At 56.6% G+C, this 21643-nt stretch carries 18 protein-coding genes; 12 read left to right on the top strand and 6 right to left on the bottom strand.

Features of this window, described 5'->3' with window-relative positions:
• Positions 1–61 precede the first annotated feature (61 nt).
• The gene (locus IIA05_09325; GenBank protein ID MCH9027301.1) at positions 62–1180 is read right to left on the bottom strand and encodes a Glu/Leu/Phe/Val dehydrogenase; all 1119 of its coding nucleotides are present in this window, start codon (positions 1178–1180) and stop codon (positions 62–64) included.
• 304 nt (positions 1181–1484) lie between these two features.
• Here IIA05_09325 and IIA05_09320 point away from each other — a divergent pair, with 304 nt between their 5' ends.
• From IIA05_09320 to IIA05_09285, 8 genes are all read left to right on the top strand, one after another.
• Complete coding sequence (locus IIA05_09320) at positions 1485–4928, top strand: methylmalonyl-CoA mutase family protein (protein ID MCH9027300.1); 3444 nt, start codon at positions 1485–1487, stop codon at positions 4926–4928.
• Between the two features lie 113 nt (positions 4929–5041).
• On the top strand, positions 5042–5836 hold the full coding sequence (locus IIA05_09315; protein ID MCH9027299.1) for a DUF3450 domain-containing protein: 795 nt from the start codon (positions 5042–5044) through the stop codon (positions 5834–5836).
• Positions 5833–7239, top strand: a complete 1407-nt coding sequence (locus tag IIA05_09310; protein MCH9027298.1) for a MotA/TolQ/ExbB proton channel family protein — start codon at positions 5833–5835, stop codon at positions 7237–7239. Before IIA05_09315 ends, IIA05_09310 begins: the two co-directional genes overlap by 4 nt.
• Positions 7240–7764, top strand: a complete 525-nt coding sequence (locus tag IIA05_09305; GenBank protein MCH9027297.1) for a MotA/TolQ/ExbB proton channel family protein — start codon at positions 7240–7242, stop codon at positions 7762–7764. It begins immediately after the preceding gene.
• A gap of 24 nt (positions 7765–7788) precedes the next feature.
• Complete coding sequence (locus IIA05_09300) at positions 7789–8193, top strand: biopolymer transporter ExbD (protein ID MCH9027296.1); 405 nt, start codon at positions 7789–7791, stop codon at positions 8191–8193.
• Between the two features lie 54 nt (positions 8194–8247).
• Positions 8248–8655: a biopolymer transporter ExbD gene (locus tag IIA05_09295; GenBank protein ID MCH9027295.1), complete on the top strand. Its 408-nt coding sequence runs from the start codon at positions 8248–8250 to the stop codon at positions 8653–8655.
• Between the two features lies 1 nt (position 8656).
• A complete protein-coding gene (locus IIA05_09290) occupies positions 8657–9286 on the top strand; it encodes an energy transducer TonB (protein MCH9027294.1) in 630 nt (209 codons plus the stop codon).
• Positions 9283–10593, top strand: a complete 1311-nt coding sequence (locus IIA05_09285; GenBank protein ID MCH9027293.1) for a tetratricopeptide repeat protein — start codon at positions 9283–9285, stop codon at positions 10591–10593. The genes IIA05_09290 and IIA05_09285 overlap by 4 nt, the downstream gene beginning before the upstream one ends.
• Here IIA05_09285 and IIA05_09280 read toward each other — a convergent pair.
• Positions 10590–11318, bottom strand: coding sequence for a 1-acyl-sn-glycerol-3-phosphate acyltransferase (locus IIA05_09280; protein ID MCH9027292.1), 729 nt, complete (start codon positions 11316–11318; stop codon positions 10590–10592). The genes IIA05_09285 and IIA05_09280 overlap by 4 nt on opposite strands.
• Before the next feature lie 420 nt (positions 11319–11738).
• Here IIA05_09280 and xerD point away from each other — a divergent pair, with 420 nt between their 5' ends.
• Both xerD and IIA05_09270 read left to right on the top strand, forming a co-directional pair.
• Complete coding sequence (gene xerD, locus IIA05_09275; GenBank protein MCH9027291.1) at positions 11739–12683, top strand: site-specific tyrosine recombinase XerD; 945 nt, start codon at positions 11739–11741, stop codon at positions 12681–12683.
• Between the two features lie 110 nt (positions 12684–12793).
• Positions 12794–13546, top strand: coding sequence for a DsbC family protein (locus IIA05_09270; GenBank protein MCH9027290.1), 753 nt, complete (start codon positions 12794–12796; stop codon positions 13544–13546).
• Between the two features lie 28 nt (positions 13547–13574).
• On the opposite strand, the gene IIA05_09265 is transcribed toward IIA05_09270, so the two are convergent.
• The 4 genes from IIA05_09265 to IIA05_09250 all read right to left on the bottom strand — a co-directional run bounded on the left by IIA05_09265 (position 13575) and on the right by IIA05_09250 (position 18900).
• Positions 13575–13898: a ferredoxin family protein gene (locus tag IIA05_09265; protein MCH9027289.1), complete on the bottom strand. Its 324-nt coding sequence runs from the start codon at positions 13896–13898 to the stop codon at positions 13575–13577.
• A 73-nt stretch (positions 13899–13971) separates the two neighbouring features.
• The gene (locus tag IIA05_09260; protein MCH9027288.1) at positions 13972–14514 is read right to left on the bottom strand and encodes an NUDIX hydrolase; all 543 of its coding nucleotides are present in this window, start codon (positions 14512–14514) and stop codon (positions 13972–13974) included.
• A 15-nt stretch (positions 14515–14529) separates the two neighbouring features.
• Complete coding sequence (locus tag IIA05_09255) at positions 14530–16698, bottom strand: hypothetical protein (protein ID MCH9027287.1); 2169 nt, start codon at positions 16696–16698, stop codon at positions 14530–14532.
• A 6-nt stretch (positions 16699–16704) separates the two neighbouring features.
• Positions 16705–18900: a tetratricopeptide repeat protein gene (locus tag IIA05_09250; protein MCH9027286.1), complete on the bottom strand. Its 2196-nt coding sequence runs from the start codon at positions 18898–18900 to the stop codon at positions 16705–16707.
• A 348-nt stretch (positions 18901–19248) separates the two neighbouring features.
• Here IIA05_09250 and IIA05_09245 point away from each other — a divergent pair, with 348 nt between their 5' ends.
• The gene (locus IIA05_09245; GenBank protein MCH9027285.1) at positions 19249–20415 is read left to right on the top strand and encodes a tyrosine-type recombinase/integrase; all 1167 of its coding nucleotides are present in this window, start codon (positions 19249–19251) and stop codon (positions 20413–20415) included.
• A 428-nt stretch (positions 20416–20843) separates the two neighbouring features.
• On the top strand, positions 20844–21641 hold the full coding sequence (locus tag IIA05_09240; protein ID MCH9027284.1) for a DUF2971 domain-containing protein: 798 nt from the start codon (positions 20844–20846) through the stop codon (positions 21639–21641).
• Positions 21642–21643: the final 2 nt, after the last annotated feature.

The following is a 21643-nucleotide window of genomic DNA, read 5'->3' as shown; positions in this document are numbered from 1 at the left end:
TCCTGTTTAGCGCAACGCGGCCGGCTAAACGCCGACCGTTTTCCGGGTCAGGGTGTTTGTTTCAGGATATCGCGGTGGTGTGCGGTTTGCGGCCATCGAGGCGATCCTTGAAACTCTTGGTGTATGGAATCTTGGTTGCGGCAATCGCATTGATCCGTTCTTGCGCCAGGCGGTCGGCAGCCTGCCAACTGGGGATTCCATCGCGATCGGCAATCTGGAAAATATTGCCAATGATATGGTAAATCGTTTTTACCATCATGATCGCTCGCTTGCGGTCGTATCCCTGCAATTCGATCGCCACATTCATCAGGCCACCGGCATTGATCGCGTAATCCGGAGCATAGAGAATGCCTTTTTTCTCAAGTATCGTACCGCACTCGTCGGTGTCGAGCTGGTTGTTGGCGCTACCGGCCACGATGCTGCATTTCAAACGCGGAATGGTTTCTTCGTTGATGGCGCCGCCCATCGCGCAGGGTGAAAAAACGTCTGCGTCGGTGTCATAAATAGCATCCAGCGGCACCGCTTCGGCTCCCAGATTGCTAACGACATCCTGTACCGCTGCATCGTTGATATCGGTGACAAAAACTTTGGCGCCTTCCTCGCGCAGCATGTCCACCAGGTGCCTGCCGACATGGCCCACGCCCTGAACTGCGTAACTCATTTTTGCAATCTCGGCATGCCCATATTTTTTCATCAGGCAGGCGCGGATTCCTTGCAAAGTACCGTAGGCGGTGAATCGTGACGGGTCTCCGCTGCCTCCATGGACTTCATGAACTCCGACCACGCGATCCGTTTCGGCGTAAATATAGTCCATGTCCTCGACGTTGGTGCCGACATCTTCGGCCGTGATATAGCGCCCGCCGAGGGAGCCGATGAAACGGCCAAGGGCGCGGAACAGCTGTTCGCTCTTGTCTTTCTGCGGGTCGCCTATCAGCACCGCCTTGCCACCGCCAAGGTTGAGGCCGGCTACCGCCGCTTTGTAAGTCATGCCTCTGGAAAGACGCAAAACATCCTTTAGCGCTTCATCTTCGGAATCATAGTTGTACATGCGAAGTCCGCCGAGCGCCGGACCCAGCGTGGTGTCATGAATAGCGACAATGGCTTTCAGCCCGCTGCGCTTGCAATGAAAAAATACCACCTGTTCGTGTTCTCTCTCATCCATGGTTTTGAACAATTCCATTTATATCTCCTGACACACGTGTTCGGGTTCGAGGGCAAGGGCATCGCTTGGAGCCACCAAAGCCCGCCCGGGTGGTTAATTTGTTGTGAGTTCCCAGGCATCGATAGGAACGGCTATCGCATTGCGTCCCGGTGTTATGTGCGGCATGACCGGAGGCGGGCGGTATTATAGTCATCCGCGCGCGACACTGCATTACAGATTTTAATTGCTGCAACGCATCAATCCTTATTTCCCCGTAAAGCAGGCTTTGCGGATTCCCGGTATATAATCAGCCGTTGACCTTGCACAGGCCGGAATCCCTTTAATGAGTACAGTTGCCGACCAGCTTCACGATACCTCTCCCGCCCGCGGCCGGGCGCCGTTGCGTTTTGTCACCGCGGCCTCTTTATTCGACGGCCATGACGCGGCGATCAATATTATTCGCCGTCTACTGCAATCGCATGGCGCCGAGGTTATCCATCTCGGACACAACCGCAGCGTGGCCGATATCGTAGACGCGGCGATCCAGGAGGATGTCGACGGCGTGGCGATCAGCTCCTATCAGGGCGGCCACATGGAATACTTCCGTTACATGGTGGACATGCTGCGCGAAAAAAATTCCGAGCACATACGGATTGTCGTCGGTGGTGGCGGGACCATCACGCCTCAGGAAATCCGTGAGCTGGAAGCCTTTGGAGTGGAAAAGGTCTACAGCCCGCAGGACGGAATGAACATGGGTCTGGATGGAATGATCGACGATGTGTTCAGGCGGGTCAGCAACTGGCAGGCCGAGGACTTCCATCCTTGCGCGCTGTCTACGGACAACCACCAGGCGGTGGCGCGAACGATTTCGCTGCTCGAAAAGGCCGTCGACGAACCGCAACGGCTCGACGCGTTGCGCCGCACCTGGAAAGAATCGGCCAACCGCGCGCCCGTCATCGGCATCACCGGCACCGGTGGCTCGGGCAAGAGCAGCCTGACCGATGAGCTGTTGAACCGTTTTCTGCGTCATTTCCCGGATGCCAGGATCGCGGTTTTGGCTATCGACCCAACCCGGCGCCGTACCGGCGGGGCCTTGCTCGGCGATCGTATTCGCATGAACAGCCTGAGCGGTGGCCAGGTTTTCATGCGCTCCATTGCCACCAGGCGGCAGCACCTGGCGACCAGCGAGGTGCTGGCCGACAGCGTTCAGGTGTTGCGCTACGCTGGGTTCGACCTGATCATCGTCGAGACCGCCGGCATCGGGCAGAGCGATACCGAGATCGTCGACGTTGTCGATTTGTCGACCTATGTGATGACCAGCGATTACGGCGCCGCCAGCCAACTCGAAAAAATAGACATGCTGGATTACGCCGACCTGGTGGTACTCAACAAGTTTGAAAAGCGCGGTTCCGAAGACGCCTTGCGCGATATTCGCAAACAGTGGAAACGAAACCGGCTGGCGTTCAAGACGGCCGATGAGGATATACCGGTTTTCCCGACGATCGCCAGCCAGTTCAACGATCCCGGCGTCAACCGCCTGTTCCAGGAGCTTTGCAAGCGCCTGGCGGCCCTTGAAAACAGCCAGCAGGGTCAGTGGGTGTGCAAGGATGCGGGTCCGACCGGCGACCTGCGGAAGCAGGCGATCGTGCCGCCGGATCGATCGCGGTATCTCGCTGAGATCGCCGGCGGCGGCAGGGCGACCCACGAGGAAATCTTGTGGCGCGCGGCCGCGGCGGATCAGGCTCAGGCTTGTTACCGGGCACTGCAAGTTCTGCAGGACAAAGCCCTGCCAGTCGAACTCGACGCCTTTGCCAAGTCCGCGATTGCGAAAAAAGACCAGCGTTCGATTGGTAAGTTGCGTCGGGCCTACAACGCCGCGCTCGACAAGGTAGGCGCCGATGGCATCAAGCTTCTGCGCGAGTGGCCGGCCAGGCGACAGGCCCTGCGTCAGGAAACATACAGTTACCAGGTGCGCGGCAAGGAAGTCAGCGGGCACAATTTCAGCGAATCGCTGAGTCATATCAAGATACCCAAAATCGCCGCACCGGATTTCCGTGGCTGGGGAGATACCCTGCGTTTCCTGATGGAGGAAAACCTGCCGGGTTTCTATCCCTATACGGCCGGTGTTTACCCGTACCGGCGAACCCAGGAAGACCCGACCCGGATGTTTGCCGGCGAAGGGACTCCGGAAAGGACCAACCGGCGCTTTCACTACCTGGCCCGGGGGCACGAGGCCACCCGGCTTTCGACGGCGTTCGATTCGGCTACCTTGTATGGCGAAGACCCGGACTTAAGACCCGATATCTATGGGCGCGTGGGGAATTCAGGCGTGTCCGTCGCTACGCTGGACGATATGAAAAAGCTGTATTCGGGTTTTGACCTGCTGGCGCCCGCAACTTCGGTTTCGATGACGATCAACGGCCCGGCGCCGATGCTGCTGGCGATGTTCATGAATACCGCGATCGATCAGAATGTCGAACGTTATTTGCGTGAGAACGGCCTGTTCGAGAAGGCGCGGAAAAAAATAGATGCGCTTTACGCGGACCGGCAAAAACCGGTTTACGATGGTGAGCTGCCACGCGGACACGATGGCTTCGGTCTCGGCTTGCTGGGTGTCAGTGGCGATCAGTTGGTCGATGCCGGTGTTTATGAAAAGCTCAAGGCCGAGGCGTTGCAAAAAGCGCGGGGTACGGTTCAGGCCGATATCCTCAAGGAGGACCAGGCGCAGAATACCTGCATTTTCTCGACCGAGTTTGCGGTGCGCATGATGGGTGACGTGCAGGCCTATTTTATCGACAATCGCGTACGCAATTTCTATAGCGTGTCGATTTCCGGTTATCACATTGCCGAGGCGGGCGCGAATCCGATCAGCCAGCTCGCGTTTACCCTGGCCAATGGTTTTACCCTGGTCGAGTATTACCTGAGCCGGGGCATGAAGATCGATGATTTCGCACCGAACCTGAGTTTCTTTTTCAGCAACGGAATGGACCCTGAATATGCGGTAATCGGCCGCGTGGCCAGGCGAATCTGGGCGCGGGCGATGCACGGTATTTATGGCGCCGGGCCGCGCAGCCAGATGCTCAAATACCACATCCAGACCTCAGGTCGCAGCCTGCACGCGCAGGAAATCCAGTTCAATGATATTCGCACCACGCTGCAGGCCTTGTACGCGCTGTTTGACAACTGCAACAGCTTGCACACCAACGCCTACGATGAAGCCATAACGACGCCAACCGAGGAATCGGTCCGCCGGGCAATGGCCATCCAGCTGATAATCAATAAGGAGCTGGGCTTGAACAAAAACGAGAACCCGATGCAAGGTTCTTTTGCGATGAACGAGCTTACCGACCTGGTGGAGGAAGCGGTCTACCGGGAATTCGAGCGTATTTCAGAGCGTGGCGGCGTATTGGGCGCCATGGAAAGCATGTACCAGCGCGGGAAAATACAGGACGAAAGCCTGTATTACGAGTCGATGAAACACGATGGCAGTCTGCCGCTGATTGGCGTGAATACTTTTCTCGGGGCGGACAATGAGCCGCAGGAAAAGCCGGCAGCACAATTAATCCGTTCCACCGAGGAAGAAAAACAGGCGCAGGTAAAAAATACCGCCGAATTTCTCGAGCGGAACGAACCGCGGCTTACCGCTGCTCTCGAAGAGTTGCAAGTCGCCGCGGCGCGTGGCGGGAATGTGTTCGCCAGCCTGATGGAGACGGTGAAAATCAGTTCTCTCGGCCGGATCAGTCACGCCCTTTACCAGGTCGGCGGCCAGTATCGTCGAAGCATGTAAACCATTGATTTGATAGATGCAGCTTTTGTTTCGGGGGTGTTTCTGATAAATTCACCCGCTGCAGAGCGAAGCCAAAATCGCCTTTTCAAGCTATAAAAACAGAAGGTAACCACATGTTGAAAGCTACGATCGCGCACCAACGGGTCCGCGGAAACCGGGTATTGCCCGCGATGCTGGTGCTGTTCGCGGGTACGCTGGGCGCACAGGAAGCCACATTAAACAGGGCCCTGGATGTTCAGCGAAAGTCGGACCAGTCCTCTGTCCGGACCCAGACCCGTATCGGGCAACTGGACTATCAGATCACTGAAATCCGGGGTGACTACCGGTTGACGATTCAGGAACTGGATCGTATCCAGATTTATAATGGGCATATGCGGACGCTGGTCAAAAGTCAGCAGACTGAAATCGACCGGATTACCACCGAGCTGGAAAACATCGTCGTGGTGGAGCAGGGGATTATCCCGCTGATGGGCAGCATGATCGAAACGCTGGATAAGTTTATCCATCTGGACATACCGTTCAACATGGCAGAGCGCGAGAATCGAATCGATATGCTGCGTACCAATATGGATAGTTCTGAACTGACGATATCCGAGAAATTCCGCCAGATCATGAATGCTTACCAGATCGAAACCTCGTTTGGTAAGGACACCGAATTCACCGTTGACAGCCTGGAAATCAATGGCGAGATCCGTGAGGTCAATTTCCTCCGGGTCGGCAGGATTCTGCTCGCCTACCAGACGCCGGATCGGCAGGATACCGGTTTCTGGAACAAGAATACGCGCCAGTGGGAAGCACTGGGCGATGAGTATCGCAAGCCCATTTCCGAAGGTCTGCGTATTGCCAAAAAGCAGGCCGCGCCTGACCTGTTGAAATTACCCGTGCCGGCGCCGGAGAACGCACAATGACCAGCATAAAAATATTATCGATTTCCCTGGTTGCAGGCCTGTTGGTGGGCGCATCGGCGCTGGCCCAGGAAACGGCGCCGGTGGCGGCCGCGGAAACAGCGGCTGAGGTGCTGGTCCGGGAATCGGCTGCGTCGATGGATGAATTGCTGCGGAACTCGCAACAGGAAGCCCGCAAGGTGAGCCGGGAGAACCAGGAACGCCTGCGTCGTTTTGAGACGGAACGCAACAATCAGCGCGCCTTGTTGCGGCAGGCGAAGGCCGATCGAGACGCCGCCCAACGTCAGGCGGAACGGCTCAAGGCCTTGTTTGACAACAATGAGCGGCAACTCGAAGATTTGCAGGACAAATTCCGTATTCAGAGCGGCAACATGGGCGAAATGTTTGGTGTGGTCCGCCAGGTTGCCGGCGATGTAAAAGGCACGATCGATGCGTCGATGGTGTCCGCACAATATCCGGATCGCGGGGCGCTCGCTGCCCGTCTCGCGCAAATCAAGGGTTTGCCATCGATCGAGGATTTGAATAATTTGCGGGTCCTGATGCTCAATGAAATGATCGAATCGGCCAAAATCGTTCGTTTCACAACCCGGATCGTCAATGCGGATGGAACCTTCTCCGATGCCGAGGTCGTCAGGGTCGGCGTGTTCAACCTGATTACCGGCGACGAGTTTCTGACCTATGAGCCGGGCACCAAGAGCATCAAGGTGCTGCCGCGGCAGCCCAAAGGCCGCTTCCGCAACATGGCGGGCGATCTGTTTGACGCCACCTCGGGGACCGTTGCGATGGCGGTCGACCCCAGCTTTGGTTCACTGCTGAAGCTGCTGATCAATGCGCCGACTTTCCGTGAGCGAATCGAGCAGGGCCGCACCGTCGGCTATGTCATTATTGTCCTTGGCATATTTGGTTTCCTGGTTTCCATCGAGCGCTGGCTGTTCCTGTCCGGGGCGAGCACGAAAGTGCGCCGGCAGCTCAAAAGCGCTGAACCCAACGAAGACAATGCCCTGGGCCGTATCCTTGCCGTTTATCACCAGAACAAGGAGATCGACACCGAGACCCTGGAACTCAAGCTTGACGAGGCGATACTCAAGGAGACCCCGAAATTCGAGAAACGCCAGGGGACGATCAAGGTGTTGGCCGCGGTCGCCCCGCTGATGGGTCTGCTGGGAACGGTCGTCGGCATGATCGAAACTTTTCAGATGATTACCCTGTTCGGCACCGGCGATCCAAAGCTGATGGCCGGCGGTATTTCGCAGGCGCTGATGACGACCGTGATGGGTCTGGTCGTCGCCATACCGCTGGTGCTGCTGTATAGCCTGGTGGCTGCCAAGAGCCGTGCGCTGGTCGAGATACTCGAAGAGCAGAGCGCCGGCATGATCGCGCGTCACTCAGAGCAAGAGACTTATTAAATGAGTTTGTTGCTGGAGCCATTCTACGTAATCCGCGACTTCTTTGAGGCCGGGGGGGACGTACTCTACGGCATCCTGGTCGTCACGATCCTGATGTGGACGTTCATCATAGAACGGCTCTGGTATTTCTACGGCGAGATGCCAAAACGAGTCCGCCTGGTCCAGGAGGAATGGGACAATCGTGAAGACACCACCTCATGGTATGCACGGCGTATTCGCGAAATGCTGATTTCGGATATTTCCCTGGAAGCGAAGCAACACCTGCTGCTGATCAAGACGCTGATGGCGGTGCTGCCCTTGCTGGGCTTGCTCGGGACAGTGACTGGCATGGTCCAGGTCTTTGACGTCATGGCAATTACCGGCACCAGCAACGCGCGCCTGATGGCGGGTGGCGTATCGGCGGCGACCATTCCGACCATGTCGGGTCTGGTCGCAGCCCTGTCCGGGGTTTACCTGGTGACTTTCCTCGAAAACAAGGCGAATGCCGAGATTGAGCAAGCCGAAGACTTGTTATTGCATCACTAGGGGTTGTATCACCAAGGTTAAAACATGCGACGTAAAATAAGTCACCGCGAAGAAGACGCCGAGATCAATATCACGCCGATGCTGGACGTGGTGTTTATCATGCTGATCTTTTTCATTGTGACGACTTCGTTTGTCTCGGAAATCGGCGTAGACCTGAATCGGCCGTCCAATCAACCGAAAGAAGAACAGAAGATATCCGAGGTTATTGCTATCAGGATTGAAAAGACCGGCAAAATAGTGATTCAGGGCCGGACCATCGATATCCGCGCCGTGCGTGCCAATATCGAAAGCAGCCTGGCCGCCAAAGCCGATGCGCCGGTGGTCATCATCGCGGACCGCGAATCGGATGCCGGTCTGCTGGTCCGGGTTATCGATCAGGCGAGGGTGGCCGGCGCCCAAACGGTATCGCTGGCTGCGGCGGCGCGCTGAGCGCTGGGCGATCAGGGGGAACCTGGCACGAGATGAGGACTCAAACCTAACAACATGGCAAGACGACACGCAACCCAGGAAGAAGAAACCGAGATCAACATCACGCCGATGCTCGATGTGGTGTTTATCATGTTGATCTTCTTCATCGTGACGACCTCGTTTATCAAGGAAACGGGGATCGACCCCAATCGTCCGGAGGCCGAGACAGCGATGCCGAATGCGCGTGGCAACATCCTGATCGCGATCTCCGAGTTCGATCAGGTCTGGATGAACAAAGGCCAGATCGATCTGGCGCAAATCCGGGCCATGGTGGAATCCGCCGTTGCCGAGATACCGGAAAGCAGCGTGATTATTATTGCCGATGAAAAAGCCTCGACCGGCGTTTTGATCGATCTGATGGATCAGGTTCGGCTTGGTGGAGTCGCCAATATCATGGTTGCCGCCAGGAAAGCGGGGAACTGAGATGCGCTACCTCATGTCATTAGGTGCGGGCGCCGTGATGGGATTGTTGTTGTTCCTGCTGATGAGTACGCTGATCTCGGGCGGCAGAGGCTTTGCAAAAGACGACAGTGGCGGCAAGGTCGTGGAATTTATACGGATACGGCAGGATGATATTACCAATATCAAGCAGCGGCAGAAACCGAAAGAACCAGAGCCGCCGAAAAAACCTCCGCCACCTCCCAGGCTGAAGGTCGCGAAACAGGACAAGCCGCCACAGACTCCGATGCGGATGGAAACCCCGAATGTCGATATTTCCCTCGGTGCTGGCGGCGGGCCGTTTCTCGGCGCCTGGAACCCGGGCGACATAGGCTCGGATGGCGATGTGATTCCCATAGTCAGGATCAATCCGCAATATCCGCGCGATGCGCTGATGGCGGGCACCGAAGGCTTTGTGGAGATCGAGTTTACGATTATGGAAGATGGCACGGTTTCCAATGCCAGCGTGATCAAATCGGAACCGAGGCGAATTTTTAACCGGGCGGCCCTGCGCGCGATTTATCGCTGGAAATACAAACCACGAATCATCGATGGCGTGCCGGTGCAGCGTCGCGCCAGCACAACAATAGTGTTCAGAATGGAGCCGCTGGAATGAAGGGCAGACTGCCGCATTACCGGTGGCTGCCGGTTTTTATTGCCGCTTTACTGATGCTGAACAGCACGCCGGCGCTGGCCCAGCAGTATTCCTGTCCGACCGAGGAGCGCAAACCCCGGCAGACCGCGATGGACGAACGCACCTACCGGCGGCTGAGCGTGGTTCACGAATTGCTAGGCAACAACGAACTTCCCCAAGCGAGGCAGAGGCTCCAGGTTTTGGCGGCGAAGGGTGGTTTTACCCCATACGAGCAGTCGCAGATCGAGCAGACCTTCGGGTTTATTCTCGCGCAGATGGGTGGCAAGAATAACTACGACCTGGCCATTCCTCACTTTGAGAAAGCCATTGCCCTGGATGCGCTGCCGGACTCGGCACAAAAGGGCATGATGTATTCGCTGTCCAGCCTGTACGCGTCGCAGGGCCGGTACCAGGACACCATCAACATGATGATGAAATGGCTGTGTATCGAGAAACAGCCGCCGGGCGCCGCGCTGATACTGATCGGTTCTTCTTACGCGCAGCTCGAAAAATATCGCGATGCCCTGCCGTGGGTAAAAAAGGCGATCGAGGCGCAGCCCGAAAAACCGGTGGAAGGCTGGTATCAGCTCGAGCTGGCGATTTTTTATGAGCTTGCTCAATACCAGAACGCCGCCAATATTTTGAAAACAGTCATTCGCTACTGGCCGAACAAGGCCCGTTATTGGGAAATGCTGGCCGGCGCCTACCAGGAACTCAGGCAAGACAGCCACGCGCTGGCCGCGATGATGCTTGCTTACCAGAAGGGCTTGCTGGAAAAGGAAGATCGCCTGGTGAACCTGGTTCGCATGAACCTGTTTCTCGAAAACCCCTTTATGGCCGGTAAGATCCTGGATACGGAAATCAATCGCGGTCGGATACAGGGGACCCAGAAGAGACTGGAAATGCTGCTGGGCGCATGGACAGCCGCGCGCGAGTTCGACAAGGCAATTTCGGTCATCGACCGGCTTGGCCCAATGAGCGATGACGGCGAATTTTATTACCAGAAAGCGCAGTTGTTCATGGAAAAGGCCAACTGGCGGGAAGTCGTCAATGCGGCTGACGACGCGATCGAAAAAGGCGGTCTGAAAGAGATTTGCTCGGCTTACCTGATGAAGGGCGTTGCCAACGCGGAAATGGACCGGTATTCGGCCGCCGATTCATCGCTCGATCGTGCGTCGAGATCGAGTTGCAAGCGCAACATTCGGGAGCAGGCAAAGGGATGGAAGTCCTATGTCGCGGATCGCCGCGATGCGGCCAATACCAGGGCCGGACTACGCAACGCACCTTAACGCTTTTCCACCAGTGGTTCACCCAGCTTTGCCTGCATGGCCAGGCGGGCCGCTTCTTTCAAGCGATGTTGGCCGCCGGTCCCGGGTGGGTCGAGAGCCGCCAGCACCTCGACTTCAATTCTTCCCCAGCGCGGCCAGAAAGCCTTTGCCGGCAGTATCCGGCGCGCGCCGCGGATGATCACCGGGACCAGCGGCAATCCGCCTCTGACCGCCGCCGTAAACGCACCGTTGTGAAAGGGTAGCAGCCCCGGTTCCAGGCGGAATGTACCCTCGGGGAAGAAAACCATCGACAATCCGGCAGCGGCTTTTTGCAGCAGCCTGCGGCTGTCCCTCGTCTTGGCCCCGCTCTTGTTACGCTCGACGAACTCCGAACCGATACTCCTGAGCAGGTAATGGACAAAAGGCACCTGGGTGACTTCACGCTTGATCACGAACGCGAAATCGGGCGGTAGTGCGGCGGTCAGGATAACGCCGTCCAGGTAGCTCGCATGGTTGGCAACGATCACGCAAGCAGTGTCGGGCAGGTTTTCCAGGCCACGCAGGGTTATTTTCATGCCGCAAAGAAAAAATACCAGGCTGCTGAGCGCGCGTGCCATGCTTCTCCGCCAGGCCAGCCTGGGCAGAATCAGCAGAAAAGGGAACAGCGATATCAGCAGGACGATAAATACGAGCAACATGTACAGGCCGAAGACAACCTGGAACAAATGTGGAATCAGCTTTTTCATCGTGGCGCAGTCTAGCCCGAATTATTCATGAATGCGCTCGCGCCCTTGCTCGAGTCGTGTCCGCACAGCAGTTTTTCCTCCCTCGGAAATACCCGCGGATATTCCGCTCGGTCAGAAAATCCCATGTGCAAACAATGCTTTGGGCAATCATCGCGACGATTCATGAACAAGCGGCGCTGACATGCTCGCGGAAACTGTGAACTGCATCACTTTATGTTAATCGATTAGCCGATTTGTGACCGCTGTCACGGCCCCCGCAGAGCCCACAACCCCATACTGGCTCACGCGGACGGGCAGCAAGGACGCAGCCCGTTTCGCACTCTAAGCCCGGGCAAAAAACCGGGTACCCGGCCGGACGCCAATTGCTGGTGCGCCGGCTTGCGCATGGAGCGCGGTTGCGAGACAGGGAGCAAGTGAGTAATGTCGACTTTGTCGCTAAAGGCCGAAAACAAGCATCAAATCTACGCCGGACTGGAAGCGCCGGAGAAGACCATAGACAGATTTCTCGATGCCATATGGATGGAGCGCGGTCTGTCCGTCAATACGCTGGCGGCATATCGGGCCGATATCCTATGTCTGAGTCGCTGGCTGGAAGAACAGGACGTAAAGCTTTCAGCAGCCACGCGCAGCGACCTGCTGGCTTTTTTGGCCTGGCGCGCAAAAAGCGGCGCCAGACCGAGATCGACGGCGAGGCAATTATCCAGTTTCCGCCGCTTTTTCCGTTACCTGGTCCGTGAAGGCGAAGTCGACGACGATCCGACCGCCAGGATTGCCATGCCCAAGGTCGGCCGCGCCTTGCCCCAGTCCATGACCGAGGAAGAAGTCGAAGCGCTGCTGGAGGCTCCGGATGTCACCGATGCGCTGGGTCATCGCGATCGCGCAATGCTCGAAGTATTGTACGCGACCGGCCTGCGCGTCTCGGAACTGATCAACCTGCGCATCGGCCAGGTGAATCTCAACCAGGGCGTTATCCGGGTCGTCGGCAAGGGCGATAAGGAACGGCTGATACCGCTTGGCGAAGAGTCACAGCGCTGGCTGCAGGAATTTATCGACGGTCCGCGAATGGAAATATTGCTGGAGCGCCAGACCGATGCGATTTTCCCGACCCGCAGAGGGTCCTGTATGACGCGGCAAGCCTTCTGGCACATCATTCGCCGCTATGCGAAAAAATCCGGCTTTGGCCGCAAATTGTCTCCGCATACTCTACGCCATGCCTTTGCCACGCATTTGCTGAATCACGGCGCCGATCTGCGGGTCGTGCAAATGCTGCTCGGACACAGCGATCTGTCGACCACGCAGATTTACACGCATGTCGCCCGCGAGCGGATCAAGGAATTGCACGGCCGCCATCATCCTCGCGGATAAGTTTATCCACCTGTCTTCTGCTAATATTCGCCCGCCTGCCGGATGCGTTTTGCGGAACCCGCAGACTGCCTCGCAGTCATAAATATTGCCCGGCACAGGTGGAGAAAATATTGAACATTGCCAGATTTCTGATTGCCTTTGGTCTGACCGGTCTGTTGGCCGGCGGCTCGCTATCGGCCGCCGAAAACGACGCCGTGGGGCAAAGCCAGCAGCAACGCGAGGCAATCGCCGAGCGCTGGGATCTCGAAATCGACAACATACGTGATGCCGCCATACCCGGGTTGTTTGAGGTCATCATCGGCTCGCAGGTAATCTATTTGAGTGCGGATGGCCGCTTCCTCATGGAAGGCGATATCGTCGATCTTGAGAACCATGAAAATCTGACCGATAAGCGACGCGCACAGGCCAGGAAGATCGCTATCGACTCGTTCGGCGAAGACAACATGATCGTTTTTGGCGGTGAAAACCCGGTACACACGATCACGGTTTTTACCGACACCGACTGCAGCTATTGCCGCAAACTGCACGCGGAAATTGCCGCCATCAATAAACTGGGTATCGCGGTGCGCTATTTGCTGTACCCACGCTATGGGCCGGGTTCGAAGTCCTGGCATATCGCGAATCATATCTGGTGTGCCGATGATCGGCGGGAAGCGCTGACCCTGGCCAAACTGGGTAAAACCATCGAGCCGACTCAGTGTGATACGCCGGTACAGGAATCCTACAAGCTGGGACAAGGGATCGGTTTTCGCGGGACGCCGGCCACCGTTACCGCCAACGGCGATCTGATCGCCGGTTACTTGCCCCCCCACGCCTTGCTGGAGCGTCTCGACCAGCTCGCGGCGATCCATAACGCCCGATAAACCAGCGCCTGGCGCACGGCTCGTGCCATCAACGCTCCAGGTACTGCAGCTTGTCGGGCTTATCCTCCCAATCGGCCGCATCCTCGGGCGGTTCGCCCATCTCGGTGATGACCGGCCATTTTTCAGACAGCTCGGCGTTGAGGGCGAGCATTTTTTCCTGCCCCTCCGGCAGTTCTTCTTCCGAATAAATCGCCTCGACCGGGCACTCGGGCTCGCAAAGCGTACAGTCGATGCATTCTTCCGGGTCGATGACCAGCATGTTGGGCCCCACGTGGAAGCAATCCACGGGACACACTTCGACGCAGTCCATGTATTTGCACTTGATGCAGCTTTCGACTACCACGAAAGTCATTGCTTGCTCCACAGGAAAAGTGAACCGCGACCGGCGTTATTCTGCCACAATTAGTGGTTTCTACAAACAGGATTCAGGGATTAACCCGCCTGACCTCCGTGATGTGAACGCCGGTGCGCGAGTTTTTGCGATCGTCGAAAAACCGGCGTAACGCGAATTCGCCGCTGCGAAAGGCGATCTCCTCCCAGGGAATATCCTGCTCCCGGTACCAGGCGGCCTCCAGCGACTCGTCGCCGGCGCCGAATTCATCGCCGATCATGCGAGCGCGAAAAAACAGGTGGACCTGGCGCGCGCGGGTGACATTGACAACGGCAAACAGATCGAGAATTTCCACCGTTGCCAGCGCTTCTTCACGGGTTTCCCGGGCGGCGGCTTGTTCCAGGGTCTCGTCGTTTTCCATGAAGCCGGCAGGCACCGTCCAGTAACCCAGGCGCGGCTCGATAGAGCGTTTGCAAAGCAGGATGCGGCCATCCGCATGTTCGGTCACGCATCCTACGACCATCTTCGGGTTCTGGTAATGAATGGTTCCGCAGCTTTCGCAGATGTGGCGGGGGAGAGTGTCACCTCGCGGAACTTTCTGCACGACGGGCTGGCCACAGTCGCTGCAGAATTTCATGTTCGCTGACAAACCCTAGTGACTACCAAGACTGGCGAGATAGAGTTCGCGTTGCTGCGCAAGGTGGCTCTCGATCGCAGCAAAAATATCCCGGTATTCCGGTTTACCGCGGACCGTTTCGAAAATCGGGCTGGCCAACACATTCCAGCGTGCGGCACCCATCGATTTGTTGCCGATCGCACGCCGCAAGGCATCCACTGCCTCAGATTCGCGGCCAAGTAGAATCAATGCCTGTGCATAGTAAAAGGGAATAAAACCATGCATGTGACGCAATGTTGTCTCGGCTGCGGTGGCAATTTCTTGCGCCTGCCCGGTCCGCCCGGCTTGCATCATCAAAGCAGAAAGCAGCATGGCTTGCTCGGCGATAGTGGCGTCAATTTCCGGATCGGCCCCGGCCAGGTTTACAAATACCGATGACAGGGCTTCGAGCGCACCCAGGTTTCGTTGATCGTCCAGATCGAGGGCGGCCAGCAATGACATGGCCCCCATTGAGCGCGGGTCGATTTCCAGGGCCTCCCTGGCTGCAGCCAGCGCCTTTTCATGCTGCCCCTGGTAGTAGAAGGCGATTCCCGCGCCCGCGCGAACGTTCGCATTTCCTTTTATTGTGGCGGGCTGCGCGGCAAACCAGGACGCGATTTCTTCATGCAAACCCAGTTCGTTGAGCATGGCTCCATGAAACGAATACAACAGGACATTGCCCGGAGCCAGTTCCAATGTACGGCGGTTGTGTCCGATGGCATCGACGATCTGTCCCTCGGACCAGGCCAGCGTCAACAGGCAGTTGTGGCCCCGTGAGTAGGCCGGCCGCTGAGCGACCAACTCGTTGCATAAAGCCCAGCCTTCTTCAGCTTGCCCGCCCTGGTGCAGGAATTCCGCGAGGTTGCTGGTAATGATGCCCGATCCTGGATCCAGTTCATGGGCGATACGCAGTTCCGCGATGCCTTTATCGATCTGCCCGGCATTTGAAAGCGTGTTGCCGTACCATTGGTGGCCCTGGGCATAACCCGGGCTGAGGCGCACCCCCCTGGCATAGCTTTCTCGTGCTGCCGCGGAGTCGTTGTAACCCAGCCAGGTCGCCTGCGCGATATGCGCTTCACCGAGCAGTGGGTCGAGGTCGAGCGCCTTTTCGACGATGCTTTCCACCTCGGCCAGGTAATCGTCGATCCTGAGACCGGAATAATCCACCTGCAGACTCAGCGTATCGGCCAGGGCCGTGTAGGCCTCGGCGTATTCGGGATCCAGCGCAATCGCCTCGCGGAAAGCACCCTCCGCTTGTTTTAGCGCCGCCGTGGTTCTGTTTGGCAGTAGTAACTTGCCGCGCGAAAAGGCGTCATAGGCGGCCAGGCTGCTGGTCGGCAGGCTGGCCAGGCGGTTTTCCTCATCAGAAGTCAGGTTGGCCTTCAAGGCGCGGCTCACCGCATGGGCAATATCGCTCTGGATATCGAAAATGCTGGTGACGCTGAGGTCGCGGTCGTAGGTTTCCGCCCACAGGTGCTTGTCGGTCTGCGCATCGATCAGCTGCATGTTGATCCTGATCCGGTCGCCGGCCCTTTGCACGCCGCCTTCGAGCACCGTCGCAACACCGAGCTCGCGGGCGATCTGCGGTATCGATTTTTTTGTGTCCTTGTATTGCATGACCGAAGTGCGCGAGATGACTTTCAGCGCGCCGATCTTGCCGAGCTGGGTCAACAGGTCGTCATGGATGCCTTCGGCGAAACTGTCATCCGCACCATCGCCTCCCCTCGAGGCAAACGGAATCACGGCGATCGACCGGTCCGGCGCGCTGACCGTGGATTGTTCCGTTGGCGATTCGACCGCTGATTCCGACGCTGGCTGTTGTTGCGTGAAACGCTCGATCAGCAGGAAGCCCACGGCCACTGCCAGCAGGATAACGGTGACCTGGTTGATTTTCTTGCCGGTCTCGCCGGTAATCGACTGGCTGCGGTCCACGTGTTTTTGGCGCTTGATGCCCTCGGGTGTTATTTCCAGCGCCCACGCCAGGATCACCGCGACCGGAAAACCGAGTATCAGCAAGGTGGCGATCAGCCCCAGGGTCCAGTCGGGCAGCGTCAGCGCCTCGGCCATGACATCCGCGACCTGCAGGATGATCCAGCTGGCGATCACGTAGACGACCGCAACCCGGAAAACATTGCGTCGCTTCAGTTCTGTAAACAGCCCGCTCATGGCCGGTTATGCCTGCTCGCTTTGGGCATGCGCGGCGACAATTCTTTGGCGGGCCTGTTCGTTGTGCACCCGGATTTTTTCGACTAGCGCGACAAAGCGCTGATCGGCCAGCAATTCTCCGAAATAGGGGTTGCCATCCATCGGGTAGCTAAAATCCGTCCACAGCAGGCGGAATCCCTCGTCATAAGCAGCCTGCAAATGCCGCATGGCCGCGTCCTTGTCGCCTTTGATCGCCAGCAGTTCGGCCAGGCGGTAGTGCACACCAGATGGTTGGTAGTCCGGCCATTTCGACTCGTAGATTGCCTGGGCCAGTTGCAACAGGCGATCGGCCTGTTCCGTTTCGCCCAGCTTCTTCAGCGCCGCGGCCGCAATGGTTGCCGGGAGAACTCTCTGCAGGTTGATCTCCGGATTCTCGCTAAACAAAACGGGATAATCCTTTGCCAGCCGCTGCCGGCTTTTTTCGAAATCGCCGGCCAGGTATTCGACCTGCGCCGCCAGGATCTTCCATTGGAGCGGTGACCCGTCGCTTGCGGCAAGTTCGGCGGTGGTCGCCAGCAAGACACCGATATCGTGCGACTGCTGCGCCGCCAGTAACTTGTTAACGCCGTCTTTCAGCGGACTCGGCGGCACTTTCTCGATCGCGTCTAGCGCCAACTGGTATTCGCCGACGTTTGAATAAACCGCAAACAGGCTGAAATAGATATTGGCGTCGCCGCCGGCCGGAGAATCGGCAATCTCGAGCAGGATGGATTCGGCGGCCTCGAAATTGCCGAGGCTGAGTTCGAGGGTGCCGATCGCCGCTTTCGCGGTCGTGAAATCCGGGTACAGGCGGAAGGATTCTTCCAGCGCCGCGCGGGCCTCGTCGAAATGGCCCGCCTGCTGGTAGTCCAATGCCAGGCGATAACGCGGAATACGCGCCAGCGGATCCAGTTTCAGCGATTGCCGGAACATCTCGATCGCGGCCTTGTAATTACCCGTGGCGTCCATCAGGATGCCGTGCCAGTACAGGGCTTGTGCATTATTCGGGTCCAGCTCTTGTGCTTTCAGGTAAGCGGCCTCGGCTGAAGCCAGGTAGTCGCTGTCACCGCTATTTTCGAATATTTGCTGATCGAGGAAGCCCTTGGATGTCCATGCGTCCGAGGAAAATGGGGCCAGTTGCAGCGCTTTTTCGATCAGTGGCGTGGCTTTTCCCCGAGCCTCTGCAAAGGGAATGATTAAATGATTGTTCGACAACAACAGGATCGAGTCGGACAGGCCCGAATAGGCGGGCGCGAAATCCGGGAAGTCTTCGATGATGTTCTCGAACAAATGCATCGCCTGTTCCAGATTGTCCAGTCCGCGCTCGCGTTGGCGGCTGCGGGCGATCAGGTACATGCTGTGCGCTGCCGGGTTGAGTGCCTGCTGCGTCGCCAGCGCCTGGTCCTCCTCGAGCAGCAGCGTCACTTTCAATGCGGCGGTCACGGCGCGCGCGATTTCTTCCTGGATTTTGAAAATATCGTCGAGTTGCCGGTCATAAGTCTCCGACCAAACGTGATAACCGTCCGCCACGCTGACCAACTGGGCGGTAATGCGTACTTGATTGCCGGATTTTCTGACACTGCCTTCGAGCACATGGTTGACATTGAGCTGGCTGCCGATTTCCCGCAGGTCGATATCCCGCCCCTTGTAATAAAAAGACGAAGTCCGGCCGGCGACTTTCAGGTCCTTGATGTTGGCCAGCATATTCAACAGTTCTTCGGACAGGCCATCGGAAAAATATTCGTTCTCGATATCCGAACTCATGCTGACGAAGGGCAGGACCGCGATGCTTTTCACGGCATCCGCATCGGCTGCCGCAGGCGGCGCTTCCTGCGGCCCTAGCAAGGAGTCCTTGGCGACAAACGCGAGCAGCGAGACAAGCAGCAAGGCGATAATGATGAAGTCTATTTTGCGCCCGGTCGAAAAGCCCTTGCCGGCATCATCGCCGGTGGTTGGTGTTTTCTTGATGCCATCCGGCGTGATCTCAAATATCCAGCTCAGCGTAATCGTCAGCACAAGCCCGCTGCCCAAGGCGACCAGGATTGCCTGGAAAACCCAGTCCGGCATACCCAGCGGTTCGCGCACCATATCGGCCATCTGCAGCGAGATCCAGGCCGCGATCACATAGGCGGTCACGACCTTGATGACATTGCGTCGTTTCAGTTCTGCAAACAGCTTGTTCATGTTATGGCAGGCTAGCAGAATCCGCGGCTTCAGACCTAACATTGGCCATTTTCGGGAGATGGTGCCGAAGGTCGGACTCTGAGATTTCTGAGATTTCGGCCCCTTATCCCTAGAATCCTTGCCATTGCTTCCTCTTCATGCCATTGTAGTCACATAACTTGTCACACAATGGAAAAACCGCTCATGGCCAAACACATGTATCAGAGGAAAGACGGGAACTGGGTAGTCCGATACGTTATTCCTACCAAGTGGAGGCCGCTACTCGGTCGTCTTCAAAAAACACGCTCGACCGGTACGTCCGATGTGAGGGCAGCAGAAAAGCGAAAGCACCGTCTGATGCATGAACTTATGACTGAGACCGAAGCCGAGGTGTTCGCCATAGAGAATGAGAATGGTGGTGACGACCTGATGCTTGACCCCCGGGCCCTATTCAGCATGGCCGAAGACTTGCTCCGACAGGTCTCTACCGGCGAACTCGACTACGACACCGCCAGAGAAATTCTACACACTCAGCAGGAGCGCCACGTGGAAGGCCTGGGATTCGACCATGACTATATCCCCGGCTCTACCCTTCAGACTCTCAAGAGCGTCACCCGGACATTCACTGAAGGTGAGAAGTACAGACCTCTCATGAGCGCGTTCGATCAGTACCTCGACGACTGCAAAGAGCGCCTGCCGCTCTCCACATGGAAGGGCAAAAAGCGCGACCTCGACAACTTCGCTGAGTGGGCAAACAACTGCCCTGTGTCGGACGTTACCGTTCCTGTGGCTCTCCGCTACGTCACCGAAGTGATGAAGCCGAAGGGCAGGGCATTCAAAACGGATGCCTCCAATATCTCTGTACTACACGGCGCATTCAAGTTCGCCAAGCGGCGTTCCTATACAGACGTAAATCCCTGGGACGATATGGGGCAAGAATTCAAAGTCTCCACTCGTGGCTCCGCTGCCAAGCTGACCAAGCGTCGGCCCTGGACACCAGAGGAACTCGACAAACTCCACGAGATCGACCACAGCGACCCTCTGTATCAGGTCTCTATGCTCTGCCTACACCACGCACTGCGGACTGAGGAAGCTGCGCGCCTCTCGGTAAAGGATGTGAACATTAAAGACAGATTCCTAGCAATCACCGAAGGTAAGAACGACCATGCTATACGTCAAATTCCAATACACCCTGCATGCCTCGATATGGTTACAGCACTGGCTACCGGTCGTGGTCCTGATGAGCAGCTATTCGCCACATTGAAGCCGGGAGGCTACGATAAGAAGCTGTCACACGGACTCTCAAAAAGAGCCGGAAGGTACATTCGCAAGAACATCACAACGGACAAGGCGGTTGTGTTCTATACCCTCCGACATACAGCTATAACGGCTCTCGACCGGGCTGGCGTAGACGCACGAGTCATTCAGTCCATATCAGGACACACACCCTCGAAACTCACCTTCTCGATTTACTCCGCAGGCCCGGAAATCGAGACTCTAAGGGAAGCCATTGAGAAGCTAGACTTTGGTTTCTGAGTCGATTCGAAGGCTCCCCCAAGGCCGCTCAATGGGACGACCTTGAGAGAACCGGGCGCTGGCCCTTACCGAATCTTACGTGAAAAGAAAACGTGGAAGATTCCAATCGTTGCGTAGGTCGTGCTGAAGACGGCCCCCTTTCGGCACTCTTCCCGATATCGACGCCATTTCCAGTCTGCGGGTCCTACAAAGATGCTCATGTTCATGGTATTGCCTCCTATTCAAGAAAAGATAGAAGGGGACTCAGGAATGAACCAATTGGAGAACTTCTCCAGGGCATCTCTGATGCCCTCAATCAGTGTACATGGCGACTTTGAAACTACAACCGCCAACCCGGAGAACGTATCCAATTGGTCTGCTTTCGGCCAATAATAGGCACTCGTGAGTGACGCTGTGTCGCCTTGTCACGTACACTTATGCAGAAGCCGATGAATAACAATTCTCCTTGGAAAAAAGATATACCTCACCCCGCATTCCCACTACTGGAAAGCGATGTACCGGTCTGGCGTTATACAGATTTAGCTAAATTCATCTGGACATTGTCTAATCGAAAACTTTATCTTTGCCGAGCAGACCGGTTAGGGGACCGGTTCGAAGGTTCTGTTCCTCAACGCGATCAGTCGCGCATGCTTGATGTTATGAAGAACATGGGCGACAAACACGGTGTTGTATTGAGTAGAGAGGAGGTTTCTCGACAAGTGTCTCCTCGGATGCGCGCTTTGCGTCTCGCTTACATCCATAGCTCTTATATAAACTGTTGGCGGCACGGTGACGAATCCGAGGCAATGTGGCGGCTGTATTGTGGCCAAAACGAAGGTGTAGCGATGATGACGACGTTTGGTAGACTGAACGACTCGATCACAGATGCTGCAACGCGATTGGGTGCTGTCAACTACCTCGATTACGGTTCAGAACTTCTACCTGATGAAAACTGGTTACAGCCAATTATGCATAAACGTCTTGCATTTAAGCATGAACAGGAAATTCGACTCTTCCGGTGGCTTCAAGAAGAAACCGATATGCTATTGGGTTCCAGCGGTAGTGGACTGTCCCCAAAGGGACACGAAATGGACTGGAATCCTGATATCACACTCGACAGAGTCATCATTAGCCCCTTTGCGCCTGACTGGTACAGCGATGTTATCCACACAGTTGTTGCAAAGTTTGCGCCAGATCTTGTTGAGAAAGTTGCGTGGTCTGAATTGCGCGCCGACCCGATATATTAAAG

The organism is Pseudomonadota bacterium, from assembly GCA_022572885.1.
Lineage (GTDB): Bacteria > Pseudomonadota > Gammaproteobacteria > Steroidobacterales > MnTg04 > MnTg04.
Note: the sequence above shows the minus strand (reverse complement) of the source record. Positions and strands in the feature narration are given on the sequence as shown.

Bases quoted from the DNA above. Each gene is read 5' to 3' on its own strand.
- IIA05_09325 (MCH9027301.1), bottom strand. From the start codon at position 1,180: ATGGAATTGTTCAAAACCATGGATGAGAGAGAACACGAACAGGTGGTA.
- IIA05_09320 (MCH9027300.1), top strand. From the start codon at position 1,485: ATGAGTACAGTTGCCGACCAGCTTCACGATACCTCTCCCGCCCGCGGC.
- IIA05_09315 (MCH9027299.1), top strand. From the start codon at position 5,042: ATGTTGAAAGCTACGATCGCGCACCAACGGGTCCGCGGAAACCGGGTA.
- IIA05_09310 (MCH9027298.1), top strand. From the start codon at position 5,833: ATGACCAGCATAAAAATATTATCGATTTCCCTGGTTGCAGGCCTGTTG.
- IIA05_09305 (MCH9027297.1), top strand. From the start codon at position 7,240: ATGAGTTTGTTGCTGGAGCCATTCTACGTAATCCGCGACTTCTTTGAG.
- IIA05_09300 (MCH9027296.1), top strand. From the start codon at position 7,789: ATGCGACGTAAAATAAGTCACCGCGAAGAAGACGCCGAGATCAATATC.
- IIA05_09295 (MCH9027295.1), top strand. From the start codon at position 8,248: ATGGCAAGACGACACGCAACCCAGGAAGAAGAAACCGAGATCAACATC.
- IIA05_09290 (MCH9027294.1), top strand. From the start codon at position 8,657: ATGCGCTACCTCATGTCATTAGGTGCGGGCGCCGTGATGGGATTGTTG.
- IIA05_09285 (MCH9027293.1), top strand. From the start codon at position 9,283: ATGAAGGGCAGACTGCCGCATTACCGGTGGCTGCCGGTTTTTATTGCC.
- IIA05_09280 (MCH9027292.1), bottom strand. From the start codon at position 11,318: ATGAAAAAGCTGATTCCACATTTGTTCCAGGTTGTCTTCGGCCTGTAC.
- xerD (MCH9027291.1), top strand. From the start codon at position 11,739: ATGTCGACTTTGTCGCTAAAGGCCGAAAACAAGCATCAAATCTACGCC.
- IIA05_09265 (MCH9027289.1), bottom strand. From the start codon at position 13,898: ATGACTTTCGTGGTAGTCGAAAGCTGCATCAAGTGCAAATACATGGAC.
- IIA05_09260 (MCH9027288.1), bottom strand. From the start codon at position 14,514: ATGAAATTCTGCAGCGACTGTGGCCAGCCCGTCGTGCAGAAAGTTCCG.
- IIA05_09255 (MCH9027287.1), bottom strand. From the start codon at position 16,698: ATGAGCGGGCTGTTTACAGAACTGAAGCGACGCAATGTTTTCCGGGTT.
- IIA05_09250 (MCH9027286.1), bottom strand. From the start codon at position 18,900: ATGAACAAGCTGTTTGCAGAACTGAAACGACGCAATGTCATCAAGGTC.
- IIA05_09245 (MCH9027285.1), top strand. From the start codon at position 19,249: ATGACTGAGACCGAAGCCGAGGTGTTCGCCATAGAGAATGAGAATGGT.
- IIA05_09240 (MCH9027284.1), top strand. From the start codon at position 20,844: ATGAATAACAATTCTCCTTGGAAAAAAGATATACCTCACCCCGCATTC.